Genomic DNA, 16,058 nt, shown 5'->3' with positions numbered 1-16,058 from the left:
AATGAAATTGCTATGATGCAGAAATGAGGCCGCGCAGTGATAAAAAATCTAATTAAGAAAGCTAACAAACAAAATAAACGGCGAATGCTTTTCGCCATGATGAGCCAGTTGCCGCGTAAACAGAAATTGGTAATGTTTGAAAGTTTCCATGCCAAGCAGTATAGCGACAACCCCCGTGCGATTTATGAGTATATGAAGGAAAACCATAAAGATTATGAATTGCTATGGAGCATCGATCCGTCTGCTGAACAGATGTTTATCGACCTGAATGTCCCTTACGTTATCCGATACACGTGGGACTGGTTTAAAACTTTCCCTCGAGCCAAGTATTGGGTTAATAATGTCCGGCTGCCCGGTTGGATGCCAAAGCCGAAAGATACGGTTTATGTCCAAACTTGGCACGGTACCCCTTTAAAAAAATTGGGTGTTGATATTGAAGAAGTCCATATGCCGGGGACGCAGACAGATACCTACAAAAAGAATTTTATCGCTGAAACCCGGAAATGGGACTATCTTGTATCGCCGAATCCATACGCGACGGAAATTCTGACGCGCGCGTTTGCTTTTCGCGGCAAAGTCATTGAATCAGGATATCCACGAAATGACGTGTTGGCTCTTCCATCCGAAAGCCTCATTCGCAGCTTAAAAGAAAAGTTAGGAATTCCTGCCGAAAAGAAAGTCATGCTCTATGCACCAACGTGGCGGGATGATGAATTTTATCAGCGAGGAAAATACAAATTCAAATTCCAATTTGATATGGAAAAGTGGCAACAGGAATTTGGTGATGAATGGGTAATGTTATCGCGTATGCATTATTTGGTTGTTGAGAACTTTGACTTTTCCGCATATGACGGAATGGTTTATGATGTTTCCTCTTACCCCGATATCCGGGACCTCTACTTGATCTCGGATTTGATGATTACAGACTACTCTTCTGTTTTCTTTGATTATGCAATATTGAATCGCCCGGTAATATTCTTTATGTATGATTTGGAAAAGTATCGGGATACGCTGCGGGGATTTTACATAGATATCGAACAAGAGGCGCCAGGTCCGATTGCACAAACGGAAGAGGAATTGTTCCAGGCAATTCGCCAATTGATTCAATCGCCGCCGCGTTCCAACGCTTTTAAAGAAAAATTTTCATCACTAGAAGATGGCCAAGCAACCAAACGGGTCGTCGAAGCCTTTCTAAAGTCGTAAAGTTTCTGAAGAAAAAAATCCCGAAAGCACCAAGCGGATGCTTTCAGGATTTTTTAGCTATATGTTGAATAAAAAGGGGCGATTGCATAGATTTCGGCTTTTGGCGAAAATCATCTTTAAAACGGAATTTAGAAGATGATTCTTTTTTCGGCTTATAAATGCAGCGCTTTATTTACTTCTGTGTTGGGATGTCCATTTTTGCCTGTAGACTTCAGCTACGAAAATTGGCAATTTCAACATCCGTTTTCCTCGAGTCGGTTGTGTGATCAAACGATGGAACCATTCCAAATTCCGGTCGAGCCAAAATTTTGGTGCTCTTTTCACATTGCCAGACAATACATCAAAACTGCCTCCGACACCCATTAACACTGAATGAGGAAATAAATGCCGATAAGAAGTGATCCATTTTTCCTGCAAGGGAGCACCAAGGCCAACGAAAACAAAATCAGGATTTGTAGAGGCGATTTCTTCAGCGACATTTTGCGTTAATCCTGCATAGCCGTGCTTTGTTCCAGCGACTAGCAGATTCGGATAAAGCTCTTTCGCTCGATTGATTGCCTCAACAGCGATTCCTTCTTTTGCACCGAAAAAATAAACGGATTTCCGGTTTTCACTCGCATATGCCAAGAACGTATGGACAAGGTCATAGCCTGTAATTTTTTCCTGAAGCGGTTTGCCCAGTATATTAGAAGCTTTTATCACTCCAGAACCGTCTGGAATGATGTAATCTGCTTGTAAAAGGGCTTCCCGATAAGAAGGAGAATTTTTTGCATTCATAATGATTTCAGGGTTTGCGGTAACAATGAAGACGTTTTTCTGTTTTTGGTCAAGCTCCTGGTAAACAAGCTTGAGAAATTCTTCTCTTTTTAAATTGTCGATCGGTATGCCGACAATAGTTAATTTTTTGTGGGCCAAAAAATCTCACCTCCTAAAAGACTGGCATGAACCAAAATTATAGCTTTCCAACATTGCTTTATCAAGATGCAATAAGAAAACTTAGAACTAAGTTTTGTACTGCTTATAAAATATTTCGATGAACTTTGAAGCAAACTAGCAAATTACAGGTTTTAAATAAGGATTTACAAGAAGGGGATGGTGGAAATGGTTACTGAAAACAAGATGAACTATGTAGTTACATCCATTTTGCGTGCGGAATTTGGAGGCAGGACTAAAGCGTTGATTCAGAGGACCAAGAATTTGAACGAACATTTCGGCCTGGAATTTACTCTAGTGACCACCAATTACAATGCGAATTATAATAATATTTACGACCATTATTATGAAAAAGGCTATGCCAATGAAAAGATAGGGTTTGAAAACGTATATGACTATTTTTCCGGCAGAAACTACAAAAATAACGAAATAGTGGAGCATCCGATTGAAATTCCAGGTTATAATGTCCGGCCAAATGAAAAAAACCATACATATAAATATTATAAGAACGGCCAATTTGTGCGTTTGAGAACCTATGATCAAACAACGGGAAAATTGAAATTTGATGACATTATCGTGCCTGGTTCTTCGCAGCGGAGAATCCGTTATGAATATAACGATTTTGGACTATGCCATAGAAAGATAATGTACAAGCCTAATACTTTAAATAAAATCGAAGAAATTTTTTATGACGATCAAGGCAAAATCTATCTTTCTTTCAGCCATACTGGAGAAGATGAAAATTCCATATGGCGCGGGCATCTCCTGCATAACAACACTATTATCGCTTTAAAAGATGAAAAAGATTTTTTCCGTTATGCTTTTGACCATATCCTGCAAGCCGGGGGTGTGACATTCTGCGATGCAAGAATCTTGGACCAGTCTTTGCTGAACTGCAGTATCGCTACAAAAAAATACTTCATTTTGCATAATTCCCATAATGTCACAGGAACAATTGCCAAGACCTATCAGTATTTGATCGAGCATGCAGACAAAGCGGATAAAATAATTGTCTTAACCCGTGAACAACTGAGTGATTTACTGGATTTGGGGATTGATCCCGCCAGAATGACTGTCATCCCGCATAGCATGGATGATGCGGAAACGGTGGATTTTGCTTCTCGAAAGCCTGAGAAAAAATTTGTCTTTATCGGCAGAATCGTTCCGCAAAAACAAGTCCACCATATTGTCCGTGCCTTTAGCCAAGTGGCTGAAAAATATCCGGACTACTGGATGGAAATTTACGGAGACGGAAAAGAGACGGGAGATGTTTCACAGCTTATCGATGAACTGGGGCTCGGGGAAAATGTGAAGATGATGGGCAGGACCGACAATATTCAAAGTGTTTTCCGAAATGCCATCGCTTCTGTAATATCAAGCCATTATGAAGGATTTGGACTGGTCATTATGGAAAGTCTCCATTATGGATGCCCTGTTATATCGTATGACTTCAAGTATGGCCCGAAAGATCTTCTGACGGACGGAGAAAACGGCTATATCATTGAAAAAGACAATATTGATTTGTTGGCGGATACAATCATCAAAATGATTGAAAATCCGATTACAGAAGTAAAACTATCAAACGACTATTACTTGTCCAGTACCATCGAAAAATGGGGCCGCTTATTAGAGCAGCAGTAATCATAGAAACCGCTCTCTGAGAGCGGTTTTTCCATTTGGGTTATAGGTGCATTATTTTTTGAAGATTGGGTAAAGACAGATTGTAAGATGTTTCGCTAGGTGAACCTATACTCAATAGAGGAGGCTTTCTGATGGCAGACAACAATAATGGCAACGAAGAACGCGACCAGTATTTTGAAGACCGTGCAGGCACTGAAAACGCCAGATTCCATGCAGTCCCTTATGAAGGCAGCTGGGCAGTGAAAAAAGAAGGGGAAGACGATCCAATATCCACCCATGATTCGAAATCTGAAGCTGCGGAAGAAGCTAAAAGACAAGCTCAAGAAGCAGGAACAATGGCAATTCTGCATGACGAAGACGGCCAGATTGAAACACAGGAGAATTACCAGGAAGAATGAGATGTGCGAGCCCGGAAGGAGAGATAGTTCTCTTCTCCGGGTTTTTCTTTCTTTAAAATTCTTTTGTAACTATCTAAAGTTGTGCTATTCTTTTTTTAACATATGGAAACAGCAAGGAATGTGGGGGGAGATTGGCATGACGGGAGAACAGGTTGAAGGAATTGATGAATTGGATTTAAAGATTTTATCGTTTTTGCAAGATGATGGACGGATGACATTCAAAGAGATTGCCACTAGGATCGGTGTTGCAGAAAGAACGGTCAGGCTGCGTGTTTCAAGCTTACGGGAAACCGGAGTCTTGTCGATAGTGGGTGTAGTGAGTCCCATGAAAGTCGGATTAAATACCATGGCCGTTGTTCAAATTGTTGCCGAGCAGCAAAAAATCCAGCAATGCATTAATGAGTTGGTTGAACTCGATGAGGTGCGTTTTGTGTCATTGACAACTGGCGAATATCAAATCTTGTTAGAAGTTTGTGTTAGTTCCCAAGAAGAGCTTGGTGGATTTATCGAAGGAAAGCTTAGCGGCATAACTGGCATTCTCCGAATGAATAGTATTTTAGAATTAAAGATCTTCAAGAACAAATTCAATTTTATCCGCTAATAGCAGGGAAAATTCCATACATGTTCTAGCGCATTTATTGTTAATAAATGTGCTGCTTTTTTTGTTCAATAGATTATGTATTTTGAAAATTTAATTGATTTCTAAAAATTCCTTCGGTATAGTTTAAGGGTAAGTAGGTTGCATAAAAGTAATAATATAGATATTTTTTACTTTAAAAAACAAAAAAAGTCAATTTCATTACTATATTAGGAGGGTTTTTGTGAAAGAATTATTAGAAAGATTAACGTCGATACATGGGCCATGCGGTTATGAAGACGAAGTTGCCATATACATCGCCAACCGCTTGAAGGGGCAAGTGGATTCAATCGAAATCGATAATGCCGGAAACTTGATTGCCATCAAAAAAGGGCAAAAACCCGGTCCAAGAATTATTGTCGCTGCCCATATGGACGAAGTCGGCTTTATCGTAAAAAAGATTGAGGAAAACGGGTTGATCCGTTTTGAGAAATTAGGGGGGCATGATGACCGGATTCTGCTCTCCCAGCGTGTGCAAATAAAAACAGCAACGGGGCTGCGGACAGGAGTAATTGGAACAATTTCCGCGCATATGGTGAAATTTGATGATCCTGCAAAAGTGCGAATCCATCGGAACTTGTATATTGATGTCGGAGCTGCAAGCCGGGAGGAAGTTATGGAGTTAGGCATCGAAATCGGCGACTCGATTTCTTGGTTCCCGCATTTCGACTTTTTGACGGAAACACGTATTGCCGGCAAAGCATTTGATGACCGGGCAGGATGTGCAATTTTGGTAAAGGCGCTTGAGGATCTTGATCCAGCCGATTTTGCAGGAGAAGTAACCGCTATCTTCACGGTGCAAGAAGAAGTAGGCTTGCGCGGAGCGCGTGTAGCTGCCCATCAGTTCGATGGTGATGTTGCAATCGCGCTCGATACGACAGCCGTCAGTGACACACCCGAGGAAATGATGGACAAAACTTTAGAGCTAGGTGCAGGAGTCGGGATCAAAGTTATTGATTTCAGTTTGATTGCCAATAAGAAAGTGAAAAACCATTTGGTGAAAGTAGCGAAAGAACAAGGATTGGCTTACCAATTGGAAGTGTTTCCAGGAATCGGGACGGATGCGGGCGAGTTGAGCGTCGCTCAGCATGGCATACCAGCGGGGGTTTTGTCTATACCGTCCCGTTATGCGCATTCCTCGATTGAAGTGGTTGACTTGAATGATGTAGAAGCGACAAGGCAGCTATTAGTGGCATTTATTAAAGACATGAAGTATGCGGCGGATTACCGAGTGAAACTGGATTTGGAGGAAGCAAAATGACCCGAACAGTAAAAAAAGACCAATTGGTTGCGACATTTTCCATCGTCGGGGCAGACCCGAATACTGGAGAAGTGGGTGTTGCGGTCCAATCGAAATTTTTAGCAGTTGGTTCTGTTGTGCCTTGGGCCAAAGCCAATGTTGGAGCAGTTGCAACTCAATCATGGGCAAATACAAATTATGGTCCGAGAGGCTTGGAGCTATTAGAAAAAGGGCTGTCGCCTGAAGAAGCCATTTCAAAGCTTGTGGAGGATGACCCGGGAAAAAATTTGCGCCAAGTGGCCATCATCAACCATAAAGGTGAAGCAAGCGCTTTTACAGGAGAAGAATGCTTTGACTGGGCGGGCCATAAGGTCGGTAAACACCATTCAAGCCAAGGCAATATCTTGGTCAGTGAAGAAACGGTGACCGCCATGAGTGAAACGTTCGAACAAACGAAAGGGACGCTTACAGAGCGACTGCTTAATGCACTTTCTGCGGCACAAAATGCTGGAGGCGATAGCCGCGGCAAACAATCAGCGGCAATTTACGTCTTGCAAGAAGGAGCGGGTTATGGCGGCTACAATGACGTCAAAGTCGACTTGCGTGTCGATGACCATCCGGAGCCGATCGAAGAACTGCGGCGGCTGTATGAACTCCACAAGATTTACAATATGCCAACCGAGGAAGTTGTAGAAATAGAAGGGGAAGTCTTTGAAGAAATCAAGAGTAAGCTAGTGCAGCTTGGCTTCTTGAATACGGCGGATCAACTTGAATATGAAGGTGAAGTAAAAGAAGCGTTCAAAGCTTTTGCGCTTGGTGAGAATTTTGACGATCGCTGGTCGGAAGAATCCCAAGTCGATGTATTAGTACTGGAGTTTTTGAGAAAAAAATAATGCTGTAAAGCCGCTCATTGGGAGGGGCTTTTTTGCTGCCGCTGGGATGCGCTTTAATACACATGATGTATATGCCTTTTACTGGTATGTATTTTGAACATAACAAAGCATGCCCAACTAAAAAACAGCACTCTCATAAGAGAGTGCTGTTACCAGGCTTTCGAGAAACTCTTGTTGCTCTTTTCACATGGACGCTTTCCACGGGGTGCGGCCTAAGCCTCCTCGCTCGCTGCGAAAACCTTGTGCTCCTGTCTCTGCATCGCTGCGCTAGCTTCGTCGCAAACAAGTTGGTCGAACTGCCTTCGCCCAACTTGTTTGCGACGAAGCTGCATGTCACTTCTTTTCATTCGCTTTGGAGATGCTCTACACTCATGATTTTTTGGGCGAATTCGCTGGTGGTATTTCCTGCTCTCCCGGTAGGGAGCCAAGCGGCGGAGACGCCTGCGGGATAGCGAGACAGCCGAGACCCCGCAAGACGCGAAGCGGCTGAGGAGGCTTGGCGCTCGCCCGCGGCAAGCGCAGCTGGTTGGCGAAATATCGGTTAAGAAATGCTCGCTCATATACCATTAACTTTCTCAACAAGCTGAAAACAGCACTCTCATAAGAGAGTGCTGTTTCGTTATCTATTGATTTGCTGCTTTTCTCCGGAACTTGGAGAATACTTCATATACGATCGGTACAATAACAAGCGTCAGCAATGTTGAACTGATCAAACCGCCGATTACCGTAATGCCAAGTCCTTTTGAAATCAAACCGCCGCCTTCTGCGCCAATTGCGAGAGGGATCAACGCGCCGACTGTAGCAAGTGCTGTCATTAAGATAGGACGCAGACGTGTAGAACCTGCTTCAAGAAGCGCTTCGCGTGTTGTGAAACCTTCTTTTTCTTTATGGATAACGCGGTCGATCAATACGATTGCATTTGTTACCACAATCCCAATTAACATCAAGACACCAATCAATGCGTTGACGCTTAATGGCTCATTTGAAATCCAGAGCGCTACAAGCACCCCAATCACTGTAAATGGCAGCGAGAATAAAATGGCCAATGGCGCAAGGGCACCGCCGAAAGTTACGACGAGCACGAAGTAAACGATGGCAATCGCCGCAAGCATGGCAAGGCCAAGCTGTGTAAACGATTCATTGATTTGTTCGGTAACACCGCCGTGATCGATTGTCACGCCGCTCGGCAAGTCCAATTCGCTTACTTTTTCGTCAAGATTGGCCGAAATTTCTGCCGCATTATTTCCGATCACTTCAGCGGATAAAGAAGCGTACATTTTGCCGTCTCTTCGGTTGATGGTATCCGGCGATTTACCTTCTTCAACTTCCATCAAATCGCCGATGGAAACCATAAATCCTAAAGCCGTTGGAACTTCGACGTCCGTCACATCATCAATTCCACTGTATTCTGTCTCTTCAACTTCCACATAAACGTTGACGTCTTTGCCTTCGTGTTTAACAGTTGTTAGAACCGGTGCTTCCCCGGCGTTGCTTAATGCCATGCCGATTTGCGCAGATGTCAGCCCGGCATGCCCCAGCGTTTCTTGATCCGCGACTAATGTATATTGATCATAAGCTTCAGAGAGGCTCGATTCTACTTTCTCAAGGCCTTTGTCTTCTTCCATCAAAGGCTGAATATCGTCAATAGCCGACTGGATGTCTTCTACATTGTTTCCATAGACATATAATTCAAGCCCTGAAGATCCCGTAGAAGCAAAGTCCATCGTCTGCCATTCGCCGGCACCTGTTTCGTTGTTCAGTTTTTCAATCAGTTTGCCGCCTTCATCGCTGAAGTTTTCAAACTCGCTGTCGTACTCGATAAAGAAAAGTGCGGAATTGTCGCCTCCTCCTCCCATGGCAGCCATCGAGTTGCCGCTGCTGCCGATAGAATATTGATAAGAGGTGACGCCTTCCCGAGCATCGACCAGTTCTTCTGCATCCTGGGCAATCTGTTCAACATCTTGGCGTGTTTGGCCTGGTTCCGGGCTATATGTCGCCATAACCATTTTTTGTTCTTCTTCCGGCAAGAAACTAACCCCAATAATAGGAACAAGGAAGAAGCTTGCTGCTAAAAGAACGGCAGCTCCGCCAAAAGTGATGATTTTATGGTTCAATGTCCATTCCAGGATACGTTTATAGCCATTGGCCATTTTCCCTGGTTTTTCTTCGTGGTTTTTATTTTTCTGTGCCGATAGGTTTTGAAGCTGCTTGCCGTACATTGAATGGGCAAGCATCGGTACGATGGTTACCGCTACAAGCAGGGAGGCCGAAAGTGCAAATACCACTGCGAGAGCAAATGGCAAGAACAACTCACCGATTTGCCCGCTGACGAGCGCAAGCGGCAAGAACACCGCAATTGTCACGACAGTAGACGAGAAAATCGGGACAAACATTTCCCGTGTCGCTTCTCGGATCAATTCTTTTCCTCGCAATTTTTCTCCTGGCAGAGCCATGCGGCGATAGATATTTTCAATGACAACAATCGAATCATCGATAACCCGTCCGATTGCTACAGTTAACGCGCCTAATGTCATGATGTTTAAGGTAATATCCATTTGGTTCAATAAGAAAATCGCGATTAACAGCGATAATGGAATGGAGATGATGGAAATAATCGTCGTCTTAAAGCTGCGCAAGAACACCAAAATAATGATCACCGCAAATAAAATACCGAACAATGCTTTGCTGAGCATCGTTTCGACCGATTGCTCAATCGGCTCGCCTTGGTCGAAAGTAGAGGAAATTGTAACCCCGTATTCTTCTTCGAGGTCTGCTGAAATGTCCTTAACGGCATTAACCACTTCTACTGTGTTGGCATCTGGTGCTTTAACGATCTGCACCCCGATTGATTCTTCGCCATTGGTGCGGGAAATGGATTCGGCTTCGCTGACCAATTCGATAGTAGCCAGTTCACTTAATGAGACTGTTGGAACTTCAGTTGGTGCAGCGGCCGCGGGAGTTGTAGCAGCTGGATTTTGAACAGTCCCATTAACAGGTTGTGTTGAAGCAGAAGCAATATCTGCACCAGGAGCTGGCATTGCCCCGCTAGCTGGAGTTTCAGCCTGAGGAACAGCCGGAATTTGTATATTTTCCAAGTCCTCGATAGTTGAAATATTGCCGTCAATGACTAGATTTTTCAATTCACCATCAAAGTCAGTCAATCCAAGCGGGAATGAGACGTTTGAACCTTGAATCATCTGTTGGATCGTTTCTTGCGTCAATCCGTATTGAGCTAACTTATCGTCATCAAATGCCATAGTGACTTTTTGGATGCGCTGGCCGGATACTTGCGCTTCCGATAAACCTTCAACTCCTTCAAGTTCTGGAAGGATATTGTCTTCAACCAGCTTCGTCAATTCTTCGGAAGAACGATCAGGATTACTGATGCTTAGCGCAAGAACAGGAAAGGCATCCAAACTGATCCGCGATACTTGCGGCTCATTTGCCGCTTCAGGAAGTGAAACTTCAGCAAGCGCAGCTTCCACTTCACGCGTGGCTTCATCCATATCGGTATCAAATGTAAACTGGATTTGAAGCGTGGAAGCGTTGGCCATTGAAGAAGAGGTCACCAAATCCACGCCATTCAAGTTTTGGACTCTCTGTTCTAATGGAATCGTTACTTCTTCAGCAATTTCATCTGGTGCTGCTCCAGGATATGTAGTGATGACAGTGACGGCGGGGATGGTGATGTTTGGAATCGATTCTTGTTTCATCGTCAATCCGGCGTAAAGACCAGCCACTACAACCATTATGGTCAATATCCATATGGCGAACTTATTTTTCAAGGAAAAATCAATGATTTTTTTCAAGTCTTACACTCCTTCTATATCAGCTTTTCTAAGCGATTGACATCATGTTCCAATTGCTGTTCTTGTTTCAAATAAACAAGCAAGGCTTCAACCAAAAAGATTTTTGGTTCCTTTTTGCCAAGTTCTTTTTTTAGCAACTCAAAGGATGGCAAAAGCCTGTCATTTTCTGAAGATAGTCTTTGTATCTTGTCTTCAATGCCTTTTAAAAGTTCATTTCGCTGGTCAATAAATGTCTGTTCTTCTGAAAGTACCGGGTCCAGCTCATCCAATTGCTGAACAATTGCATGGATGCTCCCAGTAATAAAAGCACTCAATTTTATTGGAGACACTTGTTTGCTTTCAAAAATCAATGTTATGAAATATTCCCGCAGCATACCGCCGAGCACAGTGGCCAAGTCAAGCAGGAAGGGCTCCACTTTAGATCCAAATGCTTCAAGTATGCTTTTTTTGTGAGAAGCCATTGCAGACGTTTGAAGTTCTTGGAAAAGAGCCGCTATTTGTTCACTTTCGCTGGGCGGAAAATCTTTGAAGACCATAAGGAAAAATTCATGATTATCTAAGACCCTTTCAATTTCAATTGCTATTTTCCGATTGAACACTTCCAGCGGATCTAAGTGTTCCAAGAAATGTATCGCGGATGTTTCAGAAATAATTTCCTCATGGTGCTGCTTGATAATTTCGATAAACAAGCTTTCTTTTGAATCAAAATGTTTGTAAAACGCTCCTTTAGAGATGCCGGAAGCTTGTGCAATTTCTTGAACAGACGTCTGATGAAAGCCTTTCATTGAAAAAAAATGCACCGCTTGTTTCATCAATTCTCTTCTTTTATCCATTTCATCCTCCTCGAAACCGATTGGTCATAAAAAGTAACCACTTGGTCACTGCCTTAGATTAAAGCTTTTAGAGGACTACTGTCAATTTGTATAACGCTTTTTAATATGTCAATATTATGGCTGCGAAATAGAAGTGGGTGTAGGCTTAGATTTATCAGTTAGGCGTAATGGAAAACTGTTTGGGGTATTGATTTTATAAAGCAGCAAAATCCATTAAAGCAGAAGAGAAAGGGGGAATGCGTGTTGGTGATGAGGTATATCAGTGAGCCATTTGTAGAAGAACTGCTTGAAACTCCTTATTTGGGTATTGCAATTCAGGCAACGCTTCTGGAGTGGGGCAAAGTGATCGAACTTGCAGAAGAACTGGTTGATTGGCTTGAGAAAAGGGGAGTCGAACCTGCCGGGCCGCTGTTTTACAGGTATTGGATCATAGGCAATGAAAAGGAAGCGTATCATTTAGAAGTGGGAATTCCAGTCGAGCGGCCCATAGCAGGAGATGAACAGATCCTTTCGAGTATGATTCCAGGCGGATCGTACGTTACGGCAGTGCATCAGGGGCATCCAGATCATTTGGCAAAATCGCTTAACGAATTAGAGATATGGGCGAAAAAAGAAGAATTGGAGCTGGACAAGCGCTGGGAAGGCGAGATCGAGATTTGGAATGGCCGATTTGAAAGCTATTTGACAAATCCGGACACAGAACCTGATCCGAATAAGTGGGAAATCCGAATTTCCTACTTGTTGCTGCGTGATGACGCAGCATAATAGCAAAGACACCTCTCTATAGGCTGGCATTAGCCAGCCTATAGAGAGGTGTCTTTTTTTAAGATTTATTCTAACCTCGGACTCTCATGTAATAATACAGCATTTCATACATCCGCGTCCGTTGTTTTTGCAAAGTATGCATAGAAACATTCACTTCTGCTGCCACTTGGTATTGATCATAGATGAGACGAGTCTTGGTTGAGGTGAGCGATTCCATTCGATAATCTTGATTGAAAATCCATACGCATTCAGGATGAGTCGGAGACTTAGTGGGATATGCCGCTACTCCATCTTCCGAAATCAAAAGAGTGGTCTTTTTGTATTGGTGAAGATTGTGCCGTGTAGCTTTTACGCGCCCTTCATAGGTCGATGCATAAAGCATGCATGCTTTGTTCATAAGCGTAAGAGCAGAGTAAGAAGAATAATACACGCCATTTTTTGTAACAATTTTCGACTTGCAGCCGTTCTCAAAAGAAGACACTACAAATAACACAGACCGATCAATTAATCTTTCATCTGATTGCTTCAATAAATTGCTCCCCTTTCTTTATTCTAGAAAAGTGTATCATTTGAACTATTCTAAATCAACGAATTTTTTTGAAATAGGATATTTATTTACAAATAAATAGATTATATTACCCGTTTAGTGGGTTTAAAAGGGATTTTTACTAGACCAAATAGCACAAAAAGCAATTGGCATATTCAATTGAGGTATTTTATATTGAACAAACCCGGGAATAAAACGAACGTTCAGAAGGAAAAAAAGTGGATCATTTTGAGAAAGTGTTGGAACAGTATACGCCCATGATTTCTGCTATTATCCGTAAACTTCATATTTATCGCGATTTTGAGGTGTATCGGCAAGCGGGTAAGGTGGGGTTATGGCAAGCTTACAACAGATTCAATGATACGAAAGGGAATTTCACACCTTTTGCTTATAGGAGTATTTACGGAGCCATACTTGACGAGTTGAAACACGAAGCTCGTTTCACATCCCAGGTTACTGTAGTGGAAAACGAAAATTTCGAAGAACTGATAGATTCCCGCTGGACTGATGAATTGCCTGAATGGCTTGATCGTATCACGTTGACTGCAGAAGAACGTAAATTATTGGAGGTGTTATTTGTAGAAGGCAGAAGCCTATCGGAACAGGCTGTTCTTTACTCGTTGTCTTTGGCTGGCATGAAAAAACGGAGAGAGCGTTTATTAAAAAAAGTGAGAAGGCAATTGCCAAAAGATAAAGCGGATATCTTTAGAGTGTAATGCCGTTATGGAAACTGGCAGCGGACCGACAAGGAGAAGGCGCTGTTTTCATGCTGCTTGTTATAGCCAGCCATACTCTCACAGTCATCGATAGTAGAGTTCCTCAACAAATAAAAAGCGGCTGCCCAATCAGGCAGCCGCTTTTTATTTGTTCAACAATTTACGGACAAAAGGGAGCACCGCTTGTTCTTTCAGTTTTGCTTCAAACATGATATCCGCGTCCGTTCCTTTTAATACTAAGAGCAGCTGTTCGAAGTCCTCTGCTGAAACTAAATCGTGATGGCGCAAATCGGTAAATCCTTCCTTGCCAGTACTAATGTGTATTTTGGGGGTGCCGAATCCTTTCCAGGTTGCCAAAATTTCATCAAAATCAATTGGCTCTCCATCGTTTTTAACGTTGTGATGGTGGATGTCCAAACAAATGGGAACACCGCACATTTTACTGACATCAAGGACGTCCCGAACAGTAAACGTTTTGTCGTCATTTTCGAGCCGAATTCTTCTTCGCAAGCTATCGGACAACTTTAAATAATTTTCTGCAAAACGTTTTTTTGCGGCTTCTTTGTCGCCATAAGCGCCGCCTGTATGCACAATGATGTCATTTCCTCCAAGCAGCCGGATCAGTTTGTCGTGGTACTCAAGATCCTCAATCGATTTTTCCAGCACTTCCGGCTTTTGGGCATTTAACACCGTATACTGGCCTGGATGGACAGATACTCTCATCTGGTGGGTTTCCACCAGCGCACGGATTTTGTCCGCCAGCGCCAGAAAGTCTGGATCTTCCCACCATACCCAATCGTTCACCGGATGGGTTGATAATGGAACAATTGTGCTTGATGCACGGTAAAATAATATATCATTTTCGATGTTCCATTTAACAACTTCAAGTGTGGTTTCCATATTTTTTAAGGTTAATTCTTTTATTTTTCCCGTTCCTTCCGCTTGCGCAGTTGCAAGCCGCAAAGTTTTAAAAACGGTTTTCAGTTCAGTATTCATGCAGGCATAGCCAAGTCTCATGATGTTCAACTCCTTCGTTATGCTATACCCATCTCAAGCAGCCTGCATTCCTCCTCGACAGATCTTTCCTGTATAATGTAAAAGAGAAATACCTTAAGGAGGAATGGATGCGATGCGAGCAGAAATTATCCAGGTAGAATATGGCTATTCAGCAACTTTTCAGCGGCAGTTTGAACAAAATGCAGAACAGGTATGGACAATGCTCACAGACAATGAAAAATTGCAGTTATGGTTTCCTGAGCTGAGGGTGGAAAAGTTAGAAAAAGGCGGATTTCTTTCGTTCAATATGGGCGACGGCACATTTGACAACATGACCATTACGGACTATCAAGAGGGCAAAACATTGGCGTTCGAGTGGGGGGAAGATGAGGTGCGTTTTGAACTTGAAGAGGAAGGCGGCGGTACAAAACTTTGGCTGATTGAATTCATCAGCCGGTTTACTCCTCATACAGCTCGTGATTTAGCCGGGTGGCATGTCTGTCTGGATGTGATCCAAGCGCTTTTAGATAAACAAGCAATCGAGCGCGAAAAAGAGTGGGAGCGCGAATATCCAGAATACAAGCGGCTGGTAGACAGCATGGGTGTTACGTTCGATTAAATATTTTATAAATAAATCCATCCTTTCTTGATGAAGGGATGGATTTATTTTACTTTAAAATTAAAGATTTGCTCATCATTCTGTTCGCCATTTTTGAATGTCTTCTCTGCAAAAGTAATGGTGCCGTCATAGTCAACCAATACGACAGAAGCAGAACGCGTGCCATAGTCAGGGGTTTTGATAAACATTGCCGATAGCTTTCTTTCGAATTCCAAGCCGATTCCCGTACGTGGCAACTCTGAATCAGAAGCTTGCTCTGAATTTGCCAGTATGTTGAAAAGAGAATCGAGTTCCACTTCTTCGTGAGAAGAAAGGTAGTCATACAGGTACTTTTTGCCTTTGATTACCTTGGGCCATGGTGTATCGAGCAGATGGTTGCTAAGGCCATACGTTCCTGGTGCAATTTCGGTAACGGCTGGTTGAATATTATTATAATAAAACAAACGGTCAGCATCACCGACCAATAAATTAAATCCGGTATAGTCAGTAGGATTGATTGCAGCCAAAAAATCAGTGGGCGACTGGGTCCCCGCAAGATAATCCCTTACCAAAGCCCCTCTTGAAATTTTGCCGGCTTCCGGTTTAGAAGGGTCACGAAAATTCGTTAGAGCGGCAAACTTTCCTGTTTTGTCGACTCCTAGCCATGTGCCGCCTTGCTCTAAATCCCGGCCTGCCAATATGGAAGGGGTGTCTTCCCAAAAATGCGCAGATTCTGTAGGACGGCCATAGAATTCATCCCGGTTAGCCGCCACAACCAGTTTGTATTTGGGATGCTTCTGGAATTGAAAATTAATCAAACACATAAAGTGAACCTCCTTTTTCCGTAAT

General features: G+C 42.9%; 15 protein-coding genes. 9 read left to right on the top strand and 6 right to left on the bottom strand.

Going from position 1 to position 16,058, the window contains the following annotated elements; all coding sequences use genetic code 11:
* Positions 1-96 precede the first annotated feature (96 nt).
* Entirely contained in the window at positions 97-1,203 is a 1,107-nt protein-coding gene (locus FQV28_RS10235; protein WP_146496208.1) for a CDP-glycerol glycerophosphotransferase family protein, read from the top strand.
* 168 nt (positions 1,204-1,371) lie between these two features.
* Here the strand turns inward: FQV28_RS10235 and FQV28_RS10230 are convergent, their stop codons facing one another.
* Positions 1,372-2,118, bottom strand: a complete 747-nt coding sequence (locus FQV28_RS10230; protein ID WP_146496169.1) for a WecB/TagA/CpsF family glycosyltransferase — start codon at positions 2,116-2,118, stop codon at positions 1,372-1,374.
* 186 nt (positions 2,119-2,304) lie between these two features.
* Between FQV28_RS10230 and FQV28_RS10225 the strand changes: the two genes are divergently transcribed.
* From FQV28_RS10225 to FQV28_RS10205, 5 genes are all read left to right on the top strand, one after another.
* Positions 2,305-3,777 carry a glycosyltransferase gene (locus FQV28_RS10225; RefSeq protein WP_186763836.1) on the top strand — a complete coding sequence of 491 codons (1,473 nt, stop codon included), beginning with the start codon at positions 2,305-2,307 and terminating at the stop codon, positions 3,775-3,777.
* Positions 3,778-3,908: 131 nt separating this feature from the next.
* Complete coding sequence (locus tag FQV28_RS10220; protein ID WP_146496165.1) at positions 3,909-4,175, top strand: DUF2188 domain-containing protein; 267 nt, start codon at positions 3,909-3,911, stop codon at positions 4,173-4,175.
* Between the two features lie 136 nt (positions 4,176-4,311).
* On the top strand, positions 4,312-4,776 hold the full coding sequence (locus FQV28_RS19215; RefSeq protein WP_186763835.1) for an Lrp/AsnC family transcriptional regulator: 465 nt from the start codon (positions 4,312-4,314) through the stop codon (positions 4,774-4,776).
* Positions 4,777-4,996: 220 nt separating this feature from the next.
* Positions 4,997-6,073, top strand: a complete 1,077-nt coding sequence (locus FQV28_RS10210) for a M42 family metallopeptidase (RefSeq protein WP_146496161.1) — start codon at positions 4,997-4,999, stop codon at positions 6,071-6,073.
* On the top strand, positions 6,070-6,945 hold the full coding sequence (locus tag FQV28_RS10205) for a DUF1028 domain-containing protein (RefSeq protein ID WP_146496159.1): 876 nt from the start codon (positions 6,070-6,072) through the stop codon (positions 6,943-6,945). The genes FQV28_RS10210 and FQV28_RS10205 overlap by 4 nt, the downstream gene beginning before the upstream one ends.
* Before the next feature lie 623 nt (positions 6,946-7,568).
* On the opposite strand, the gene FQV28_RS10200 is transcribed toward FQV28_RS10205, so the two are convergent.
* Together FQV28_RS10200 and FQV28_RS10195 are read right to left on the bottom strand one after the other, a co-directional pair.
* Positions 7,569-10,754, bottom strand: a complete 3,186-nt coding sequence (locus FQV28_RS10200; RefSeq protein WP_146496157.1) for an efflux RND transporter permease subunit — start codon at positions 10,752-10,754, stop codon at positions 7,569-7,571.
* 14 nt (positions 10,755-10,768) lie between these two features.
* Positions 10,769-11,587: a TetR/AcrR family transcriptional regulator gene (locus FQV28_RS10195; RefSeq protein WP_146496156.1), complete on the bottom strand. Its 819-nt coding sequence runs from the start codon at positions 11,585-11,587 to the stop codon at positions 10,769-10,771.
* Positions 11,588-11,836: 249 nt separating this feature from the next.
* Here FQV28_RS10195 and FQV28_RS10190 point away from each other — a divergent pair, with 249 nt between their 5' ends.
* Positions 11,837-12,352: a GyrI-like domain-containing protein gene (locus FQV28_RS10190; protein WP_255472887.1), complete on the top strand. Its 516-nt coding sequence runs from the start codon at positions 11,837-11,839 to the stop codon at positions 12,350-12,352.
* Positions 12,353-12,422: 70 nt separating this feature from the next.
* Here the strand turns inward: FQV28_RS10190 and FQV28_RS10185 are convergent, their stop codons facing one another.
* Positions 12,423-12,881: a competence protein ComK gene (locus tag FQV28_RS10185; protein ID WP_146496152.1), complete on the bottom strand. Its 459-nt coding sequence runs from the start codon at positions 12,879-12,881 to the stop codon at positions 12,423-12,425.
* Between the two features lie 236 nt (positions 12,882-13,117).
* On the opposite strand from FQV28_RS10185, the gene FQV28_RS10180 reads away from it, so the two are divergent.
* Entirely contained in the window at positions 13,118-13,615 is a 498-nt protein-coding gene (locus tag FQV28_RS10180; RefSeq protein ID WP_146496150.1) for a sigma-70 family RNA polymerase sigma factor, read from the top strand.
* A 144-nt stretch (positions 13,616-13,759) separates the two neighbouring features.
* On the opposite strand, the gene uvsE is transcribed toward FQV28_RS10180, so the two are convergent.
* Complete coding sequence (uvsE, locus tag FQV28_RS10175; RefSeq protein WP_146496148.1) at positions 13,760-14,632, bottom strand: UV DNA damage repair endonuclease UvsE; 873 nt, start codon at positions 14,630-14,632, stop codon at positions 13,760-13,762.
* A gap of 112 nt (positions 14,633-14,744) precedes the next feature.
* On the opposite strand from uvsE, the gene FQV28_RS10170 reads away from it, so the two are divergent.
* Positions 14,745-15,230, top strand: coding sequence for an SRPBCC family protein (locus tag FQV28_RS10170; protein ID WP_146496146.1), 486 nt, complete (start codon positions 14,745-14,747; stop codon positions 15,228-15,230).
* Positions 15,231-15,274: 44 nt separating this feature from the next.
* Here FQV28_RS10170 and FQV28_RS10165 read toward each other — a convergent pair whose 3' ends face one another.
* Entirely contained in the window at positions 15,275-16,033 is a 759-nt protein-coding gene (locus FQV28_RS10165) for an NRDE family protein (protein WP_146496145.1), read from the bottom strand.
* Positions 16,034-16,058 lie beyond the last annotated feature (25 nt).

It is taken from the genome of Planomicrobium sp. CPCC 101079 (assembly GCF_007859275.1).
GTDB lineage: Bacteria > Bacillota > Bacilli > Bacillales_A > Planococcaceae > Planococcus.
The sequence above is the reverse complement of the archived record's forward strand: the minus strand, read 5'-3'. Positions and strand labels throughout refer to the sequence as shown.

Excerpts from the sequence above, each read along its gene's own strand:
- FQV28_RS10235 (WP_146496208.1), top strand. The coding sequence starts at position 97 with ATGATGAGCCAGTTGCCGCGTAAACAGAAATTGGTAATGTTTGAAAGT.
- FQV28_RS10225 (WP_186763836.1), top strand. The coding sequence starts at position 2,305 with ATGGTTACTGAAAACAAGATGAACTATGTAGTTACATCCATTTTGCGT.
- FQV28_RS10220 (WP_146496165.1), top strand. The coding sequence starts at position 3,909 with ATGGCAGACAACAATAATGGCAACGAAGAACGCGACCAGTATTTTGAA.
- FQV28_RS19215 (WP_186763835.1), top strand. The coding sequence starts at position 4,312 with ATGACGGGAGAACAGGTTGAAGGAATTGATGAATTGGATTTAAAGATT.
- FQV28_RS10205 (WP_146496159.1), top strand. The coding sequence starts at position 6,070 with ATGACCCGAACAGTAAAAAAAGACCAATTGGTTGCGACATTTTCCATC.
- FQV28_RS10195 (WP_146496156.1), bottom strand. The coding sequence starts at position 11,587 with ATGGATAAAAGAAGAGAATTGATGAAACAAGCGGTGCATTTTTTTTCA.
- FQV28_RS10190 (WP_255472887.1), top strand. The coding sequence starts at position 11,837 with ATGAGGTATATCAGTGAGCCATTTGTAGAAGAACTGCTTGAAACTCCT.
- uvsE (WP_146496148.1), bottom strand. The coding sequence starts at position 14,632 with ATGAGACTTGGCTATGCCTGCATGAATACTGAACTGAAAACCGTTTTT.
- FQV28_RS10170 (WP_146496146.1), top strand. The coding sequence starts at position 14,745 with ATGCGAGCAGAAATTATCCAGGTAGAATATGGCTATTCAGCAACTTTT.
- FQV28_RS10165 (WP_146496145.1), bottom strand. The coding sequence starts at position 16,033 with ATGTGTTTGATTAATTTTCAATTCCAGAAGCATCCCAAATACAAACTG.